Consider the following 16,822-nt stretch of genomic DNA (forward strand, 5'->3'; position numbering starts at 1 on the left):
CCCGCGGCTCCTTCGAAGCAATCGCCGAACTCTCCGACCGCGTCCGCCCCGGCGTCGCGGCCACCCCGAAGGGCCGCTGGGCCAAACTCTCCGGCGGCGCAACCGTCAATGCCACCATCCCCGAACGTGATTCCGACTTCGGCGGCGGCGCCGTCTTCCACGACAACCGCGTGCAGATCACCCCCCACTGAGATCCCGCCCCCAGTCCAGAATCAGCGAAGGCAACGTGAGCGCGACAGCGCCCCCGTTCTTGTCGGACGCGACAGCGGCCCGTCTTGTTCTCAGAAGGTAACCAGGGCCAGTCTCCCCGTCCATAACCGGACAATCCCCCCAATTGGGGAGCCGAAGCCGGGTATGGCAGGCGAGGTTCCCACGCCTCTTCTTTGCCCTGCAAGCACCCAGGTGCACCGACCGTTTCGCCCGATTCCCCTCGGCCCCAAGCGAACCGCACAGCCCGCCTCTAAACCGCGCAGCACTTATAACTGCTGCGCGACTCAGAGACAGGCTGTTCAATCCGAACGAAAGCGTGTCGCACCGGCGCGAAGGCGGCTTCGGATACCGCAACCTCAGCGGCCGGGCACTGCGACCCATGCGGGCAGCCAGGTTCCGGCAACGGGGTGCGCCGTGCCGAGATGTGCGCGGAGGGCGGCCAGGGCGGGGTGTGGGTTGTCGCTGCGGTAGAGGAGAGCGTGTGGGTAGACCGGGGTCGGAGTGTGCAGGTCGATGCGGCGTAGGTCGTGGGAGGCGGGCCAGACCAGGCGGGTTTGCTCGCCCACGAAGGTTGCCAGTTCCGCGGAGTCGGCGAGAGCGTCGAGCAGGGGTTCGATGCCGAAGTTGGGGCCTAAGGCATCAACGGTGAGCCCGAACTCGGTGGCGAGATCCGCGTAGAAGAGGGCCCATTCGGTGCCGGTGACTATGCCGGGCATCCAGATTCGATGGCCGATGAGGTCGGCCGGTGTGACCGTGCGGGCGGCGGCCAATGGGTGCGCGGGTCCGGTGAGCAGTTGGATGGGTTCGTCGTAGACCGGGGTGGCGCTGATACCGGCGGGCAGCCGCGAAGAAGTGACCGCGCGAAAAGAGGCGTCGATCAGCCCGGATCCGACGGCATCGATGGCATCGCCCGCGTCGAAGTGCCGCACGACATCGAGCTCGAGCTCCGGATGCGCGGTGTGGAATTCGCGGAGCAATCCCGCCGGTGCGAGGCGGCGGCCGACCACATCGACCCGGAGGGCACGGCGGCCGGGGCGCACCGAGGCAGCCGCCCGCTCTTCGGCGCGCAGCAGTTCACGCGCGTGCGGCAGGAACACTCGGCCGTCGATGGTGAGCTGCGCACCGCGCGGGGTGCGGTCGAAAAGACGCACGCCGAGGTCTTTCTCCAATGCGGCGACCCGCCTGGACGCACCCTGCTGGGTGATCGACATATCGACCGCCGCCTCCTGGAAGCTGCCGGTGTCGACGACGGCGGCAAAGGTGCGCACGGCATCGAGGTCCACAGCGATCGACACTAGCGATACAACGCGGCGTTGTGCACCGCCGCCCGAACTGTTGTTTGATTCGCAGCTCCCGGCGCGCTTTGATCGCTAGGGCCGATACGAGGTCGGCGGGCGAGAGGTGGAGCATGGCGGGCACACGGTCGCTGGGGCGGCAGTTCGAATTGCTGTGGGGCGCTTATGCGGTCAGCACGCTCGGGACCTGGTTCGCCTTCGACGCGTTCTCCTTGATCGCGATTCTCGTGCTGCACACCGGCCCCACCGAGGTGTCCGTCCTGGCCGCCGCCGGACTGGCGGTGGGCGCGCTGGTGGCCGTACCACTGGGGCCGTGGGTGGAATTCCGACGTAAACGACCGGTGATGATCGCCATGGATCTGGTCCGGTTCGCCGCGGTACTGAGCATTCCGGCGGCCTTCGCGCTCGGCTGGCTGACCTACGCGCAGCTGCTGGTTGTGGCTGTCGCTGTCGCCGCATCCGATATCGCCTTCAAGGCGGCTTCCGGTGCATTCCTGAAATCCCTGGTGCCACAGGAGGATCTACTCATTGCCAGCAGCCGCTTCGAAGCGACGACGTGGACCGTCACCATGCTCGCACCACCACTCGGCGGAATGGCGATCGGAATATTCGGCCCGATGACAACCGTGCTGACCAACGGGGTCAGTTTTGTATTGTCCGCCTTGGGAATTCGCGCGATCGGCGGGTCCGAGCCCCGCCCCGCCGACCGCACTGCGTCCCGGCTGAGCGTCGCCGATCTGGCCGAGGGCTGGCGCTACATCCTGGCCCATGCCACCCTGCGGCCGTTCTTCTTCAATACCGTTCTGACCGGCGGCCTGATCATGGCGACGGTTCCGCTCATGGCCGTCCTCATGCTCGGCAACCTGGGGTTCACGCCGTTCCAGTACGGACTGGCCTTCGGCGCGCCCTGCCTCGGCGGGCTGCTCGGCGCGCGGCTGGCCCGGCGGTTCGTCACCCGGTTCGGGCAGCGCCGAGTCCTGCTCGTCGGCGGCACACTGCGCGCCTGCTGGTCCGTCGGACTGGCTTTTGTCCATTCGGGCATCACCGGACTCGTACTGGTCATGGTGATCCAGTTCGGACTGGTCACCTGCATGGGGGTGTTCAATCCGGTGTACGCGGCCTACCGCATGGAACAGACCGAGAGCGACAAAATGGCGCGCACCCTCGCGGCGTGGTCGATCACCAGTAGTGCGACCATCGCGGCGCTGACGGCCCTGTGCGGTGTCCTCGCGGCCGCCATCGGCCCGCGCAGCACCATCCTGCTGGCGGGAGCGCTCATGCTGGCCACTCCCCTCCTGCTCCCCCGCCGCATGCCCGTAGCGGCGCCTGCCATCGAGCACGCGGTGCGGCAGCACTGATCAGGCAGCACTGATCAGGCAGCGGCGAACCGCACCGCGAGCTGGGTGCGGCTGGCGCAGGAGGTTTCCGCGAGCACACGGGTCAGATGCTTCTTCACGGTATCGACGCCGATGAACAGCCGCTCGGCGATCTGACGATTGGTGAGGCCCTGCGCGGCGAGGTCGGCGACCTCCCATTCCCGCGGTGTCAGTTGCCAATTCGCGTGTGCGGCACGCCGGTCGTGGTCGCGTTCGAGTTGTTCGACGACCAGCGGAGCGAGATGCCGGCGCAGGGCGTGCAGGACAGCGAGGTCGCGGTCGGGGACACGGGGAGCATCGACCACCGCCATGCCGACGAACAGCAGTCCGGCGGAACCACCGTCCACCACCATGACGGCCTTGTCATTGATGCCCGTGGGCCGCAGGAACTCCGAGACGAACGGTGAATCGGGTTCGATCTCGTCCAGGCGCGCGACACCCCGGGCCAGGATGATGCCGGCGGCTTGCGCACTGCGGAGCGGGTCCCGGTCCATCCAGCGCGCGTTGTACTCCGCCATGAACTCCGGCGTATATCCGCTCTGCACGCCGCAGCCCTCCAGCATGGCCTCGGCGAGCGTATTGCCGTGCAGCACTGCGACTCCGGTGAAGCCGAACCAGTTCTGCAGCGCGTACAGCAGTCGCTCCCGGAACTCGGGCAGATCGGCCGCGTGATCCACCGACTCCAGCACGCCGATGAGGCGACGGTGATCCTCCGCCGACAGCGCTTCACCCTGCGGCAGCGCACGCGGGCTGCGTCGCGGGTTGGTCAGTGCATCCGTCACAGCTCCAATATTCCACCTTTGGGCCATACCGGGTCGGGTGCGCACCCGGCATTCTTGATATCGAATCCCGGGCGCACCGCCCGGGCACAGCAGAAGGATCGACCATGAGTGCAGCGAACGCCCCGCGCCGCTGGCTGATCACCGGAGCCAACAGTGGTTTCGGTGCGGCCTTCACGCAGGCCGTGCTCGACGTCGGCGACGAGGTGATCGCCGCCGTGCGACGGCCTGGGTCCATGGCGGAAGTTGTTGCCGCGCACCCGGATCGGGTACAGGTTGTCACGCTGGATGTCCGCGACGCAGCCGCCGCCGAGCGCGCGGTGAAGGAGGCCGGGCGGATCGATGTGCTGGTCAACAATGCCGGTTACGGGATTGTGGGCGCCATCGAGGAGGTCAGCGAGACGGACCTGCGCGATGCCATGGAGGTCATGTTCCACGGCCCACTGCGCCTGACCCAGCTGGTGCTGCCGCAGTTGCGCGAGCGCCGGGGTGGCGCGATCGTCCAGGTCAGCAGCATGGGCGGGTTCCTGTCCTTCCCCGGCGTCGGCATGTACAGCGCCGCCAAAGGTGCGCTGGAACTGGCCAGTGAGGCCCTTGCCGCCGAAGTGGCGCCGCTCGGAATTCAGGTGCTGATCGTCGAACCCGGTTCCTTCCGAACCAGTTTCGCCAAACCGGCCGCGCTACATGTCAGCACCGGTCTTGCGGACTACGCCGATACGGTCGGCGCGATCCGGGACGGCCTGCCCGCCTCCGATCAGCAGCAGGAGGGCGATCCGGCCAAGGCGGCCGCCGCCGTCATAGCGACTGTCGGTCAGCCGAATCCGCCGCTGCGCCTGGCCTTGGGCCCGGATGCCGTGGCAGCGATTCGCAGCAAACTCGCCGCAGTCGCGGCGGACCTGGATGCCACCGCACACCTGAGCCTCACCACGGGAGTGGACACCGCCGCGAACTGAATGACGACGGCCCGCCGGTAGCTACCGGCGGGCCGTTCGCGCCGGTGTCGGCTCAGGCGCTAGCGCTGAGCAGGTGCGTGAAAGTCAGGAGCAACTGGGGAAGAACAGCGAGCAGCGACACGGGATACCTCATCACGGTTGGAAACGCGGACACCGCAGCCTCATCGATCCGGATGTACGGCATATGACCCGGATGTAAAGACTGCATACAACCGGCAACTGACCGTTCTGACCGAATTTGTGTAACAGCCATCACACCCCGCTGCTACCGTGACGCCTACCCGCCCCAGTTCCGGGTGGTGGGCCGCACGTTCTTTCGGAGGTGGCCGGCATGGCCTCGGTTCTCTATTCGGCGCAGCAGCGTGTAGCGCACACCCTCGAGGCCGTCAGGGCCCTGAAATCGTTGCGGGACAAGGGAATCACCGATCCCCGCAAACCGATGGAGACGCTGCGCACCGCCCGCGAATCACAGGTGTTCGGACCACCCGCCACCGCCGTCCGGCATGCCGCGCGAGTCTGGCCCGAGCGCCCGGCGCTGGCCGATGAGCGCGGTGAAATGACCTATCGAGAGCTCGACGAGGCCTCCAACGCGTTGGCTCGCGGCCTGCAGCGGCTGGGCGTCACCCCCGGTACCGTGATCGGCCTGCTCGCCCGCGATCATCGCGGCCTGCTGCTGTCCATGGTGGCGGCCGGCAAGCTCGGCGCCCGCGTGGCGCTGATGAACACCGGCTTCGCCAAACCGCAGTTCGCCCAGGTGTGTGAGCGCGAGAATGTGAAGGTCGTCCTGCACGACAGCGAATTCCTCGGGCTGCTCGACGCGCTGCCCGCCGATCTGCCCCGGGTACTCAGCTGGGTGGACGAGGGCACGCAATTGCCGGACGGCGCAACAACTCTCGACGCGCTGATCGCCGCCAATGCGAAGGCGCCACTGCCGACGCCGAAGAAGCCCGGCGGCGTTGTCATTCTCACCAGCGGAACCACCGGTCTGCCCAAGGGCGCTCCGCGCGACAAGACGTCGCCGCTGGCCACCGTGCAGGTCGTCGATCGCATCGACTTCCCATCCCAGGGCACCATGGTCATCGTCTCGCCCATCTTCCACAGCACGGGTCTCGCGACCTGGCTGGTGGGCACCGGGCTCGGCAACAAGGTGGTGCTCGCGCGCCGCTTCGACGCCGAGCGAACACTGCGCCTGATCGCCGACCACGGGGCCGACATGCTCGTGGCGGTGCCGACCATGTTGCACCGCATGGTGGAACTGGATCCGGCCATTCGCGAGAAGTACGAGACCTCGTCGCTGAAGGCGATCGTGATCGCGGGTTCGGCGCTCTCCCCAGAGTTGAGTGTGCGCACCGCGGAGGTCTTCGGCCCCGTCCTCTACAACCTGTACGGCTCCACCGAATGCGCGGTCGCGACGGTGGCGCGGCCGGAGGATCTGGCCATCGCGCCGGGCACCGCGGGCCGCTCCCCCACCACGTGTGAGGTGGTGCTTTTCGATGACGACGGCACGCGGATCCGCGCCAAGAACGTCACCGGCCGCATCTTCATCCGCTCCGGATCACCGTTCAAGGGTTACACCGACGGGCGGCACAAGCAGATCATCGACGGCTATATGTCCAGCGGCGATGTCGGCCACTTCGATGATCGCGGACTGCTGTTCGTCGACGGCCGCGATGACGACATGATCGTTTCCGGCGGCGAGAACGTCTTCCCGCAGGAGGTCGAGAACCTGCTGCTGGAGCGCCCCGACATCTTCGACGCGGCCGTGGTCGGCGTCGCCGATGTCGAGTTCGGGAAACGCCTGCGCGCCTTCGTCGTTCCCGAACCCGGTGAGAAGCCCGACCCCGACGAGATCAAGGTGTACGTCAAGAACAACCTGGCCCGCTACAAGGTCCCCCGCGACGTCATCTTCCTCGACGACCTCCCCCGCAATGCCACCGGCAAACTCCTGCGCCGCGTCCTTGTCGAGTACGAGGCCCCCGCCCACCCCTGAGCGACACCGCGGCAATCCTGTTGTCCCCACCACGACCTGGGCGGTTTATGCGATACCTGCGGTACCAGAGACCTCGGCCACACCTGCGGGTTACTGCTTGGTAGGGTTGACGTTGCACTGGATCTCGAGGTTGCGATCCGATCGCCGCTCGTCACGGCAGGGGATCGCGGAAGGTTGTACCCATGTCATTAGCCCTTCCGTCGGCAGGTACGGTTTTTCGCAAGGCTGGTGATACGGCGCTCAGCGTCAACGCCATGCTGCGAGGGGGTCTTTTCAATCCACTCCGGCCGGATCAGGCAGTGCGCTCAGCGATCAATGTGCTGAAGTTCGGCCCGTTCGCGGGCGCGGTCGTGCACGCGGCCAATACCAATCCGAAGTCCTCCGCCATTGTCGATGAACGTGGCGAGATGACCTTCGAGCAGCTGGATCAGCAGTCCTCCGCCTTCGCGCGTGGCCTGGCCGCGCAGGGTCTGGGCCCGGGCGATGTGATCGGCGTTTTGGCCCGCGACCACCGCGGCATGGTGCTCGCCCTCGTGGCCGCCGGCAAGCTCGGTGTGCGCGCGGTGCTGATGAACACCGGTTTCGCCAAGCCGCAGTTCACCGATGTGGCGACGCGCGAGAAGGTGAAGGCGGTGCTGCACGACAGCGAGTTCTTCGACCTCATGAGCGCCATTCCGGCCGCTATCCCGCGCATCCTCACCTGGGTGGACGAGAAGGACAATGCCGACCCGTCGATTCCGACCATCGAGTCTGTGTCGGCCGGGCAGTCCACCACGTCACTGTCCCCGCCGGAGAAGCCGGGCGGCATGGTCATTCTGACCAGCGGCACCACCGGCACCCCGAAGGGCGCGCCCCGCGATAAGGTCAGCCCCTTCATCACCGCGCAGTTCCTGGATCGAATCCCGTTGCCGCGCAACAGCACCGTCGTGATGGCCGCCCCGATCTTCCACGCCACCGGCCTGTCGCAGTTCACGCTGTCGATCGCGCTGGGCAACCGAGTTGTGTTCCAGCAGCGCCGCTTCGATCCGGAGCAGACCCTCGCGAACATCCAGAAGTACCGGGCGCAGGGCCTGGTCGTGGTGCCCACCATGCTGCAGCGCCTGCTCGATCTGCCGCCGGAGACCCTCGCCAAGTACCAGCCGAGCGAGACCCTGCGGGTGATTTTCGCCGCCGGCAGCGCCATTCCGCCGGATGTGGTGACCCGCACCCTCGACTACTTCGGCGACAGCCTCTACAACGTCTACGGCTCCACCGAGTGCGCGATCATGACCGTCGCCATCCCGTCCGAGCTGCGCAAGGCGCCGACCACCGCGGGCAAGGCGCCGGTCGGTATCCGCATCGCGCTCTACGACGAGAACCGCAAGCGCATCACCGCGCCGAACGTGACCGGCACGATCTTCATCGAGAACAGCCACTCGTTCAAGCAGTACACCGACGGCCGCACCAAGGAGTACGTGGACGGCCTGATGTCCAGTGGCGATGTCGGCCACTTCGACGCCGACGGTCTGCTGTTCATCGACGGCCGCGATGACGACATGATCATCTCCGGCGGCGAGAACGTCTTCCCGCAGGAGGTCGAGAACCTGCTCTCCAACCGGCACGACGTGCTGGAGGCCGCGGTGGTCGGCGTCGAGGACCGCGACTTCGGAAAGCGCCTGCGCGCCATCGTCGTTCCGGGCCCCGATTCCAAGCGGGACGTGCAGGAGATCAAGGATTACGTGAAGGAGAACCTGGCGCGCTACAAGGTGCCGCGCGAGGTCATCTTCCTCGATGAGCTGCCGCGCAATGCCACCGGCAAGCTGCTGCGCAAGCCGCTCGTCGAAATGGCTGTTCCCACCGAGTAATTACCGGAGTGCCCGGCCGGAAATCGGCCGCGCATTCTCGGTTATTATCAGCACGTGAGTTTCGAGTCCGGCCGATCCACGGCGCATATCCGCAGCGACGCTGCGTTATTGCGTGGTGGATCGGCCGGTTCGCTTTCCGGGGCGCTCGCGGTCGCGGCGCACGGCTGGATTTCGGGGGCCGCGCCGCTGGAGTCCAGCGCCTTGACGCTGCTGGTCGCCGCCTCCGCCGCCGTGGGTGCGCTGGTCGCCGGCATCGGCGCGCTGCGCACCACCTGGCTCGGACTGGTGGTCGCCTTGATCGGCGGCCAGTTGCTCGGGCACTTCAGCATGATGTGGGGTTCGCCCGGCAGCGCCGGCCACCACCATCACCATGCGTCGATGTGGAGTCCGGCCATGCTGGCCGCGCACTTCACCGCGGCCTGTGTGGCCGCGGTGGTGATCCTCGGCGCGGAGGCCGCGTATCGCGTCGTCGGCACCGTATTGGCCTGGGCTACACCCGTTCTCATCACACTTCCGGTGCGCTCCGGACCGCCCGCGCTGCCCATCGCCCATCGCGATCGGGTCGTGCTGCGTATTCTCGCGGCCGACGCATTCCGGACCCGCGGTCCACCCGCCTTCGTTCGAGTCTGATTCCTTCCCTTACCCGGCACGGGCATGCGCGTCTGTGTGAGTTCGCCGTATTCGGCGTACCCGGGTTTTCCTCGAACATCTGAAAGACCGCTGGTGACTATCACTGAGAGCGGTGCCGATGCGGCACCGCCTATTAGCCCTGCCCAAAATGCGGAATCGCCCCCGACAAAGGAGTCGACAACTAAACGCAATGCCGCCAATGCCTTTCAGGCGTTGATGCTGCGACTGCATTTCTATGCCGGTGTATTCGTCGCACCGTTCATCCTCATTGCCGCGGTGACCGGTGCGCTCTACGCGGTGGCTCCCACCCTGGAGTCGTTCACCGACAGCGGTCTGCTGCACACCGATTCGACCGGGCCGGCCACACCGCTGTCGCAGCAGATCGCCGCGGGCACGGCCGCGCTGGGCCAGGAACTGCCGCTGATCGCGGTCGCTCCGGCACAGGGCGCGGGCGAGACCACCCGGATCATCTTCAGCGATCCCACGCTGGGCGATTCGCAGCGTCGCGCCGTATTCATCGATCCGGTCACCGCGCAGCCGCTCGGCGACAGTGTCGTGTACGGCAGCGCGGGGGCCCTGCCCACCCGCACCTGGATCGATGAGCTGCACCGGGATCTGCATCTCGGGGACTTCGGCCGCTACTACAGCGAGATCGCCGCATCCTGGTTGTGGCTGATCGCGCTGGCCGGTCTGGTGCTGTGGTTCCGGCGGGTGCGCGCCCGCCGGGAACGCCGTTCCGCGGGCTGGCTGGTGCGGCCGGATCGCTCCCGGCCCCGCGCCCGCACGCTGAATTGGCATGCGGTGGTGGGCATGTGGATTCTGCCGGTGCTGCTGCTGTTGTCGGTAACCGGTATGACCTGGTCGAAGTACGCCGGTGATCATGTCGACAAGTTGCGCGCCGATATGAGCTGGACGACGCCCGCGGTCAGCGCGACGCTGCCCGGGTCCACCGGTCCGGCCATGCCCATGGGCGGCGAGCACGCCGATCACATGGGTGGCGGCAGGCCCGCCGCACCGACCGCGAACAAGGCCGCTTTGGTCGACACCGTTTTCGCGGTGGCTCGCGCCAATGGTCTGGAAGGCCCGCTGGAGATCAGCGTTCCGGCCGCGGACGGCACCGCCTTCGTCGCGAAGGAGCTGCGCCGCCCGGGTGTGCTGACCACGGATTCGATTGCCGTCAACGGCAGTACGGGCGTGGTCACCGACACGCTGCGGTATTCGGACTGGCCGCTCATGGCGAAGCTGACCAACTGGGGCATCCAGTTCCATATGGGCCTGATGTTCGGATTGCTCAATCAGCTACTGCTGCTGGCGATCATGGTCGGCCTGCTCACCGTGGTGGTGCGCGGCTACCTCATGTGGTGGCGGCGGCGTCCGACCAAGGAGGCGGGCAAGGTGGCCCTGGGCCGCGCGCCTCGTCGTGGTGCGCTGCGGCAGACGCCGCTCGTAGTCCTGGTGCCGTTCGCGGCGGTTGCCGCGGTGGTGGGCTGGTTCGCGCCCATGATCGGGATTCCGCTGCTCGGATTCCTGTTCGTGGATGTGCTGGTGGGGCTGGCAGCCCGCCGCCGCGTGACCGCCTAAAAGAGTCGAATTCCACTGAGCGACACGGCCTTCCGGCCGTGCCGCCAGTTCTTCACACCCTTTTGCCGGTCCCGGCGGTCGGGATCGGCTCACTCGTGCAGAACCTGACCTGCACTTACTCGAGGATCTACCCCCTGATGAAGATCAATAAGATCGCTGCTTCCGTCGTCTTCATGTCAAGCGCGCTTGGCATCACCGCTGGAACCGCACAGGCGGCACCCACCGCCGACACAGCTGCGATCAACTACGCCGCGACCACCTCCGAGACGAACACCGTCATCCGCACCGATGCCGGCTCCCTGGTCGTGGAGAACGACGTGTTCAAGGTCAAAGCCGCAAACGGCGCCACCGTCGCCGGCACCGAATTGCATTTCCGCGTAGACGAATTCGTCTACCCCATCGCCGCCGAGATCCACGATCGCGTCGCAACGCTCACCCCCCGGTTCGACCCCGCTCACGCCGTCTACCAGCCCGTAGCCCTCCCCTTCGAGGACAAGGCCCCCTGGAAGAACGAGTACGAGCGTGAACAAGCCGCCTGGAACCGCATGACCAGCACCGCCAGCCAAGGCGCCAGCATGGGCACCCTGGTCGGCGGCCTCGGCGGCGCCGCGATCGGCTGCGTCATCGGCGCCCTCACCCTCGGCACCGTCGCCGGCGTCCTCACCGCCATGTTCGGCGCCCTCGGCGGCGCGGCAGTCGGCTGCATAGTCGGCATGAGCGTCGTCGGCTTCCTCGGCACCCTCGCCGGCCAACTCCTCATCACCGCCCCGGTAACTATCCTCGCTGCCGCGCAGTACTTCACAACAATCAACCAGCCCTTCCCCCAGCCCGCCGCCAAGTAACCAGGCCCGAGACGAAGAATTCCCGCCCGGTCATCCCGGGCGGGAACTCACCTACGGCTCATGCCGGGTAGAGGGCGGACTTCAGGGCTGTGACTGCCTGTGCCACAGCGGCTTTGGCGGCGTGGGTGTCGTGCATGGAGTTGACCATGACGAAGTCGTGGATGATGGCGGCGTAGCGCACCTGGGTTACCGGGACGCCTGCGGCGCGCAGCTTGGCCGCGAAGGCTTCGCCCTCGTCGCGGAGGACATCGGCCTCGCCGTTGATGACGAGCGCCGGCGGCAGTCCGGCCAGCTGTTCGGTGGTGGCCCGCAGCGGTGAGGCGGTGATCTGGGCGCGATCGGCTTCGTCGGTGGTGTACTGATCCCAGAACCACTTCATGCCGTCGCGGGTGAGGAAGTAACCCTCGGCGAACTCCTGGTAGGAGCCGGTGTCGAAATTGGCGTCGGTGACGGGGTAGAAGAGCACCTGCTGCACGAAGGAGACGTCGCCGCGCTCCTTGGCCATGAGCGTCAGCGCGATGGCCATATTGCCGCCGACCGAATCGCCCGCGATGGCGATACGTGAAGAGTCCAGGCCCTTTTCGGCACCATTGGTGGTGACCCACTGCGCGACCCGGTAGGACTGCTCGTTGGCGACCGGGTAGTGCACATCCGGCGAGCGATCGTATTCGGGGAACACCACGGCCGCATTGACGCCGACGGCAAGGTCGCGCACCAGCCGGTCGTGGGTGTGCGCGTCGCCGAAGACCCAGCCCGCGCCGTGGGTGTAGACGATCACCGGCAGCACGCCCGCAGCGCCCTGCGGCTTGACGATCCGGACCCGCACCGAGCCGGTCGGACCGCCTTCGACAGTGATCCACTCTTCATCGATCTCGGGCTTGAAGATCGGCGAATCCTGCACCGAGTCAACGGCTTTACGACCTTCGTCGGGCGTGAGCTGGTAGAGGAAGGGCGGCTGCGACGTCGCGTCGACGAATTCCTGCGCCGCCTGCTCGAGGGAGATACCGAGGGGGTTTCCGGACATTATCGTGCCTTTCTCTGAAAGGGATGCTGCGCTGAAGAACGTTGCGGGTCAGGCCAATTCGGCAATGGCGTCGGTGATGAAAGCGGCAACCTCGGCCGGATGCGTCTGCATCACCAAGTGTGGTCCGTCGATCTCGACGACACGCCGCAACCCGGCGCGCTTGTAGCCGAATCGCTCGACCTCGGGATTGATGGTGTGGTCGGCACCGGAGACGATTCCCCAGGCGGGCTTGGTCTGCCACGCCGCATCCGAGGCGGGCTCACTGAACGCTGCCGCCGCCAGCGGTCGCTGCGAGACCGCGAGCACCCGAGCCTTCGCCGGATCCAGGCCACCGGCGAAAACCTCAGGGAAAGCCTCGATCTCGACCGAGACATCAGTTCCGGGCTCGCCGCCGTCGATCGGGTACGGCGTGTAGACCAGGTGCGCCGCCAATTCGGAATCAGAGAACTGACCCTGCAACTCACCGAGGCTCTCACCGATCGCCAGCACGTAGCCGGCGACGTAGACGAGGCCGACAACATTGTCTGCGACCCCCGCCACGGTGATGACCGCGCCACCGTAGGAGTGCCCGGCCAGCAGCACCGGCCCATCGATCTGCGCCACGAACGAGCTGATGTACGCCGCATCCGCGACGAGGCTGCGATTGGCGACCGGGGGTGCGAGCACCCGATATCCCTGGGCGAGAAGCAATTCGGTAACCGGAGCCCAGCTGGCCGCGTCGGCGAAGGCGCCGTGCACGAGCACGATGGTCGGAGCTGACTGAGAAGACATGACTTCCTTTCTCCGGCGTTCGGATTCGGTCCGAGCGCCGGTGCACTTCCAAGCCTCGCTCGGGCGCAGGGGGTCTCGCCCCCCTTCACCGGCCGCGAAAGCCTCCGATCAGGACACAGCCTCCTCGAATGCCGGATCTGCGAAGGCAGCGGAACCGGTTGAACGGAAACGCTGCTGGTACTTGCGCGGGGAAATGCCCAGGCGGGCAACAAAAGCGCGGCGCAGGGCCTCGCTGCTGCCGTATCCGGAGGCCATGGCGGCCTCGGTCACGTTGCGCCCGGCGTGCAGCATGTCGCGGGCCAGGCCGAAGCGAATGAAGGCGACGTACTCGGCGGGCGATCGCTCGAGTTCGGCGCGAAAGAGGCGGGTGAGGTGGCGGACGCTCACCCGGCCGTGCGCGGCCAGGGTCTGGACGGTGTGCGGGTAGGCCGGGTCCGCGCAGATCAGATCGACGACGGTGCGCACCAACGGACTTCGGGCGGTGGGCCCGTGCAGTGAGGCCGAGAACTGCGATTGCCCGCCGGCCCGCTGCATGTACACCACCAGCGACTGCGCCACCCGCCGGGCGACGTCCGCGCCGTAATCCTCCTCGACCAGCGCGAGGGCCAGATCCACACCGGCCACCACACCGGCCGAGCTGTACAGATTGCCGTCGCGCACGAAGATAGCGTCGGGGTCCACGTCGACGTCCGGGTATCGGACCGCCAGATCCTTCACGAATTTCCAATGGGTGGTGGCACGCCTGCCGTCCAGCAAGCCGAGCGCGGCCACCACGAACGCGCCACTGCAGATGGCGGCCAGCCGCCGAGTGTTCGAGGACAGGTGCCGAGCCGCCGCCAGCACCTCGGGGGTCACGAACTTCGCCGGGTGCAACTCACTGCCGGGAATCACCACCGTGTCGAAGGAACCGGAGGCGGCCGCCGCCCCGCTCACTTGGATCCGTGCCCCGATCGAGGTCTGCACGTCCGTCCCGTCCGGCGAGACGAGCACCACCTCGTACGCCTCGACCGACTGATTGGCCTCGACGAATACCTCCGCCGGACCTGTGAAGTCGAGCATTTTGACGCCGTCGAAGACCAGGATGCCGACCCTGCGGCGCATTGGAATGACGTTGTTCGAGGACATGGCAACTATTATTCTGGAGGCACGACTCCAAAACAAGTCCCCCTTGGTAGGGTGTGGCCATGGCACGTCCGCGACAATTCAATGAATCGGACCTGCTCGACGCCGCGACCGAGCTGTTCTGGTCCAAGGGCTTCGATGACACCTCTGTGGAGGATGTCTCACTCGTCGCCGGTGTCGGCAACGGCAGCATCTACGCCGCCTACGGCAGCAAACGCGGCCTCTTCCTCGCCGCCTTCGAACGCTACTGCGACCGCCGGGCCCGGTTCGTGCGCGACGTCATCGTCGCCGCACCCGGCACGGCACGCGCGGCGGTGCGTGCACTGTTTCAGGCCGTCGTGGAGGATTGCGCGGCACATCCGGATCGGCGCGGCTGCCTGATGATCAACAGCATCGCCCTGTTCGGCACCCGGGTGCCGGAGGTTGTCACCATCGGCACGCGCTCGACCACGGCAATGGAGCACGGTGTCGCGGAGCGGCTACGCCCCGCGATACAGGCCGGCGGCGAGGTCGATGAAGTGGCCCTCTCCGCCCTCAGCGCGCATATCGTGGTGGTCGCGCAAGGCCTGATTCAATTGAGCCGCTTGGGAACTGACATACCACGGCTGCGGGAGATCGCCGAGATCTCCTGCGACGCACTGCCACCCGAATGGGCGGATCGGCTCGTCGCCGCATAGCGCCCCGCGGCTCGGACTACCCCAGCAATTGCCAGTGCACCGCCCACGGCAGAAAAGCGCAACCGGCGAGCAGAAGCGTGGCGAGCTGGACTCGGGATATCGCGTCGATGCGGTCGCGGTTTCGCCACCATGTCGGCACGAGTGCGGCGGTCGCCAAAAGGACTGCGGCGGCGAGTATGTGGACGATCAGCCAAGGCAGCGGCTGCCCGAGGACGATACTTGCGGGGGCACGCTGCGCTCCGGTGACCAGCACCCACATCACACAGCTCACGCCGCCGAGTACGGTGACGAGTCCGAGCGCCGATACCGAGCGCGCCGCCCATCGCAGTCCGGCCGGACGTCGAGCAGGGCTGTGCCGCAACAGCATTCGGATGGCGGCGGAGAGCGGGTAGGCGGCGAAGCCGAGTAGCAGGATCGTCAGGGCAGCGTATTCGTAGGCGGGCCGCCCGTCGGGTGCACGGCTGAGGGCGACCTCCGTCGGGGTGGGCGCGGCGCTCGAGGCCGGCGGGTGGCCGGTGGCGACCGCGTGGATCCAGTCGGTGATCACCTCGGCGTAGCCGGGGCCGAGCTCCCCCAGCGGCTTGCCCTCGAATTCGGCGCCGCCGACGCTGTCGAATCCATCGGTGGTGCGATGGCCGTTGTGGCCCGCACCGGGCACGAAACGTGTGGTGACGGAGCGGTTTCCGGCCCGCGCCAGTTCGCGCTGGAAGATCTCGGCGCTCTCGGCGGCGGGCACCTTCACGTCGTGCTCACCCCAGAGTGCGAGTACCGGCACATGGACCTGCGCCAGGGCCGGCACCGGATCGAAATTCGCCTCCGGGAACAGCCCGGTGCCGTCGATGAATTGGGCTCCCGGGCCCGCGACCGCAGCCGGCAGGGACCCGGAAATACCCTGGTGCGCCAGTCGATTCCGCAGCGACCAGGTCTGCGTCCGCAATACGGTGCGGCCGGAGCCGCCGATGGTCACCACGAAGGCGATCTCGGGTGAGCGCGCGGCGGCCAGCGGCGCGACCCAGCCGCCCTCACTGAAGCCCCACAGCCCGACCGCCGCCGGATCCACATCCGTGCGGGCGCGCAGCAGCGCCACCCCGGCAAGCGCATCGTCGGCCAGCAGCGAGAAGTCCCGATGGGTACCGGAGTAGCCGACCGTTCGCTTGTCGAAGACCAGGGTGGTCACGCCCGCGCGAGCGAAAGCCTGTGCCTCGGGCAGGTATTCGGGCCGCGGCCCCGGACCCGAGCCGTGGATGAGGACGACGGCGGGATGCCAGCCCGCGCTCGCGGGCGTGAAGACCGTGCCGCGCAACGTCAGTCCGTGACTATCGAAGGCCACGTCGGTCTCGGTCATATCCTGTTGTACCGGTTGGGCATTCGCGATACCGGCCGCTGCTACCAGAGCGAGCAACAGGCTCACGAGCACACTGTGCACTACACGCATACCCGAAAAATATCGGCGCGTTTCTCAGCCCACATCACCCTGAGGTAGTGCACCCGGACACCCCACAGCACTACTCGACGGGAGCGGGACTACTCATCGTCGTCGTCGGCGGCGATCAGCTCCACCACCGGGCGCAGCCGCACCCAGGCGAAGAACAGAATGCCGGCGACGGTCATGCCGACCCCGGCCCACAGGTTCACATCGATCCCACCGGTTTTCGCGCGCTGGAAATCGGTGGAATAGGCCAAGCCGACCACTATGAGGATCACCCCGTAGCAGGCGAGCAGGCCGCC

Annotated in this window: 16 protein-coding genes; 9 read left to right on the forward strand and 7 right to left on the reverse strand. The window is 67.1% G+C overall.

The genetic code is table 11. The features are described 5' to 3' along the window. On the forward strand, positions 1 to 191 hold a 191-nt coding region (locus JWN03_RS26935; protein ID WP_297620818.1), incomplete at its 5' end, for a molybdopterin dinucleotide binding domain-containing protein. 375 nt (positions 192 to 566) lie between these two features. Here JWN03_RS26935 and JWN03_RS26940 read toward each other — a convergent pair. Beyond that, on the reverse strand, positions 567 to 1,493 hold the full coding sequence (locus JWN03_RS26940) for a LysR family transcriptional regulator (RefSeq protein ID WP_297620821.1): 927 nt from the start codon (positions 1,491 to 1,493) through the stop codon (positions 567 to 569). 125 nt (positions 1,494 to 1,618) lie between these two features. Here JWN03_RS26940 and JWN03_RS26945 point away from each other — a divergent pair, with 125 nt between their 5' ends. Beyond that, complete coding sequence (locus JWN03_RS26945) at positions 1,619 to 2,863, forward strand: MFS transporter (RefSeq protein ID WP_297620824.1); 1,245 nt, start codon at positions 1,619 to 1,621, stop codon at positions 2,861 to 2,863. Between the two features lie 14 nt (positions 2,864 to 2,877). Here JWN03_RS26945 and JWN03_RS26950 read toward each other — a convergent pair whose 3' ends face one another. Beyond that, positions 2,878 to 3,663, reverse strand: a complete 786-nt coding sequence (locus JWN03_RS26950; RefSeq protein WP_297620827.1) for a helix-turn-helix transcriptional regulator — start codon at positions 3,661 to 3,663, stop codon at positions 2,878 to 2,880. 104 nt (positions 3,664 to 3,767) lie between these two features. On the opposite strand from JWN03_RS26950, the gene JWN03_RS26955 reads away from it, so the two are divergent. The 6 genes from JWN03_RS26955 (at position 3,768) to JWN03_RS26980 (ending at position 11,500) form a co-directional block, all read left to right on the forward strand. Beyond that, on the forward strand, positions 3,768 to 4,613 hold the full coding sequence (locus JWN03_RS26955; RefSeq protein WP_297620830.1) for an SDR family NAD(P)-dependent oxidoreductase: 846 nt from the start codon (positions 3,768 to 3,770) through the stop codon (positions 4,611 to 4,613). Between the two features lie 331 nt (positions 4,614 to 4,944). Next, on the forward strand, positions 4,945 to 6,603 hold the full coding sequence (locus tag JWN03_RS26960) for an acyl-CoA synthetase (RefSeq protein ID WP_297620833.1): 1,659 nt from the start codon (positions 4,945 to 4,947) through the stop codon (positions 6,601 to 6,603). A 182-nt stretch (positions 6,604 to 6,785) separates the two neighbouring features. Then, positions 6,786 to 8,447, forward strand: coding sequence for an acyl-CoA synthetase (locus JWN03_RS26965; protein WP_297620836.1), 1,662 nt, complete (start codon positions 6,786 to 6,788; stop codon positions 8,445 to 8,447). Between the two features lie 54 nt (positions 8,448 to 8,501). Then, positions 8,502 to 9,077, forward strand: coding sequence for a hypothetical protein (locus JWN03_RS26970; RefSeq protein WP_297620839.1), 576 nt, complete (start codon positions 8,502 to 8,504; stop codon positions 9,075 to 9,077). Between the two features lie 93 nt (positions 9,078 to 9,170). Further along, positions 9,171 to 10,658, forward strand: coding sequence for a PepSY-associated TM helix domain-containing protein (locus tag JWN03_RS26975; protein ID WP_441343063.1), 1,488 nt, complete (start codon positions 9,171 to 9,173; stop codon positions 10,656 to 10,658). 137 nt (positions 10,659 to 10,795) lie between these two features. After that, a complete protein-coding gene (locus JWN03_RS26980; protein ID WP_297620842.1) occupies positions 10,796 to 11,500 on the forward strand; it encodes a hypothetical protein in 705 nt (234 codons plus the stop codon). A 58-nt stretch (positions 11,501 to 11,558) separates the two neighbouring features. Here the strand turns inward: JWN03_RS26980 and JWN03_RS26985 are convergent, their stop codons facing one another. The 3 genes from JWN03_RS26985 to JWN03_RS26995 form a co-directional block, all read right to left on the reverse strand. Continuing rightward, a complete protein-coding gene (locus JWN03_RS26985) occupies positions 11,559 to 12,524 on the reverse strand; it encodes an alpha/beta hydrolase (protein WP_297620845.1) in 966 nt (321 codons plus the stop codon). Positions 12,525 to 12,572: 48 nt separating this feature from the next. After that, the gene (locus JWN03_RS26990; RefSeq protein WP_297620849.1) at positions 12,573 to 13,295 is read right to left on the reverse strand and encodes an alpha/beta fold hydrolase; all 723 of its coding nucleotides are present in this window, start codon (positions 13,293 to 13,295) and stop codon (positions 12,573 to 12,575) included. A 108-nt stretch (positions 13,296 to 13,403) separates the two neighbouring features. Beyond that, entirely contained in the window at positions 13,404 to 14,420 is a 1,017-nt protein-coding gene (locus JWN03_RS26995) for a GlxA family transcriptional regulator (protein WP_297620852.1), read from the reverse strand. A 59-nt stretch (positions 14,421 to 14,479) separates the two neighbouring features. Between JWN03_RS26995 and JWN03_RS27000 the strand changes: the two genes are divergently transcribed. After that, a complete protein-coding gene (locus JWN03_RS27000) occupies positions 14,480 to 15,094 on the forward strand; it encodes a TetR/AcrR family transcriptional regulator (RefSeq protein WP_297620855.1) in 615 nt (204 codons plus the stop codon). Positions 15,095 to 15,110: 16 nt separating this feature from the next. Here JWN03_RS27000 and JWN03_RS27005 read toward each other — a convergent pair whose 3' ends face one another. Further along, a complete protein-coding gene (locus tag JWN03_RS27005) occupies positions 15,111 to 16,529 on the reverse strand; it encodes an alpha/beta hydrolase family protein (RefSeq protein WP_297620859.1) in 1,419 nt (472 codons plus the stop codon). Positions 16,530 to 16,618: 89 nt separating this feature from the next. Beyond that, a partial coding sequence (locus tag JWN03_RS27010; protein WP_297620862.1) for a hypothetical protein occupies positions 16,619 to 16,822 on the reverse strand: 204 nt, incomplete at its 5' end.

Origin of the sequence: Nocardia sp., assembly GCF_025465275.1 — a bacterium.
Lineage (GTDB): Bacteria > Actinomycetota > Actinomycetes > Mycobacteriales > Mycobacteriaceae > Nocardia.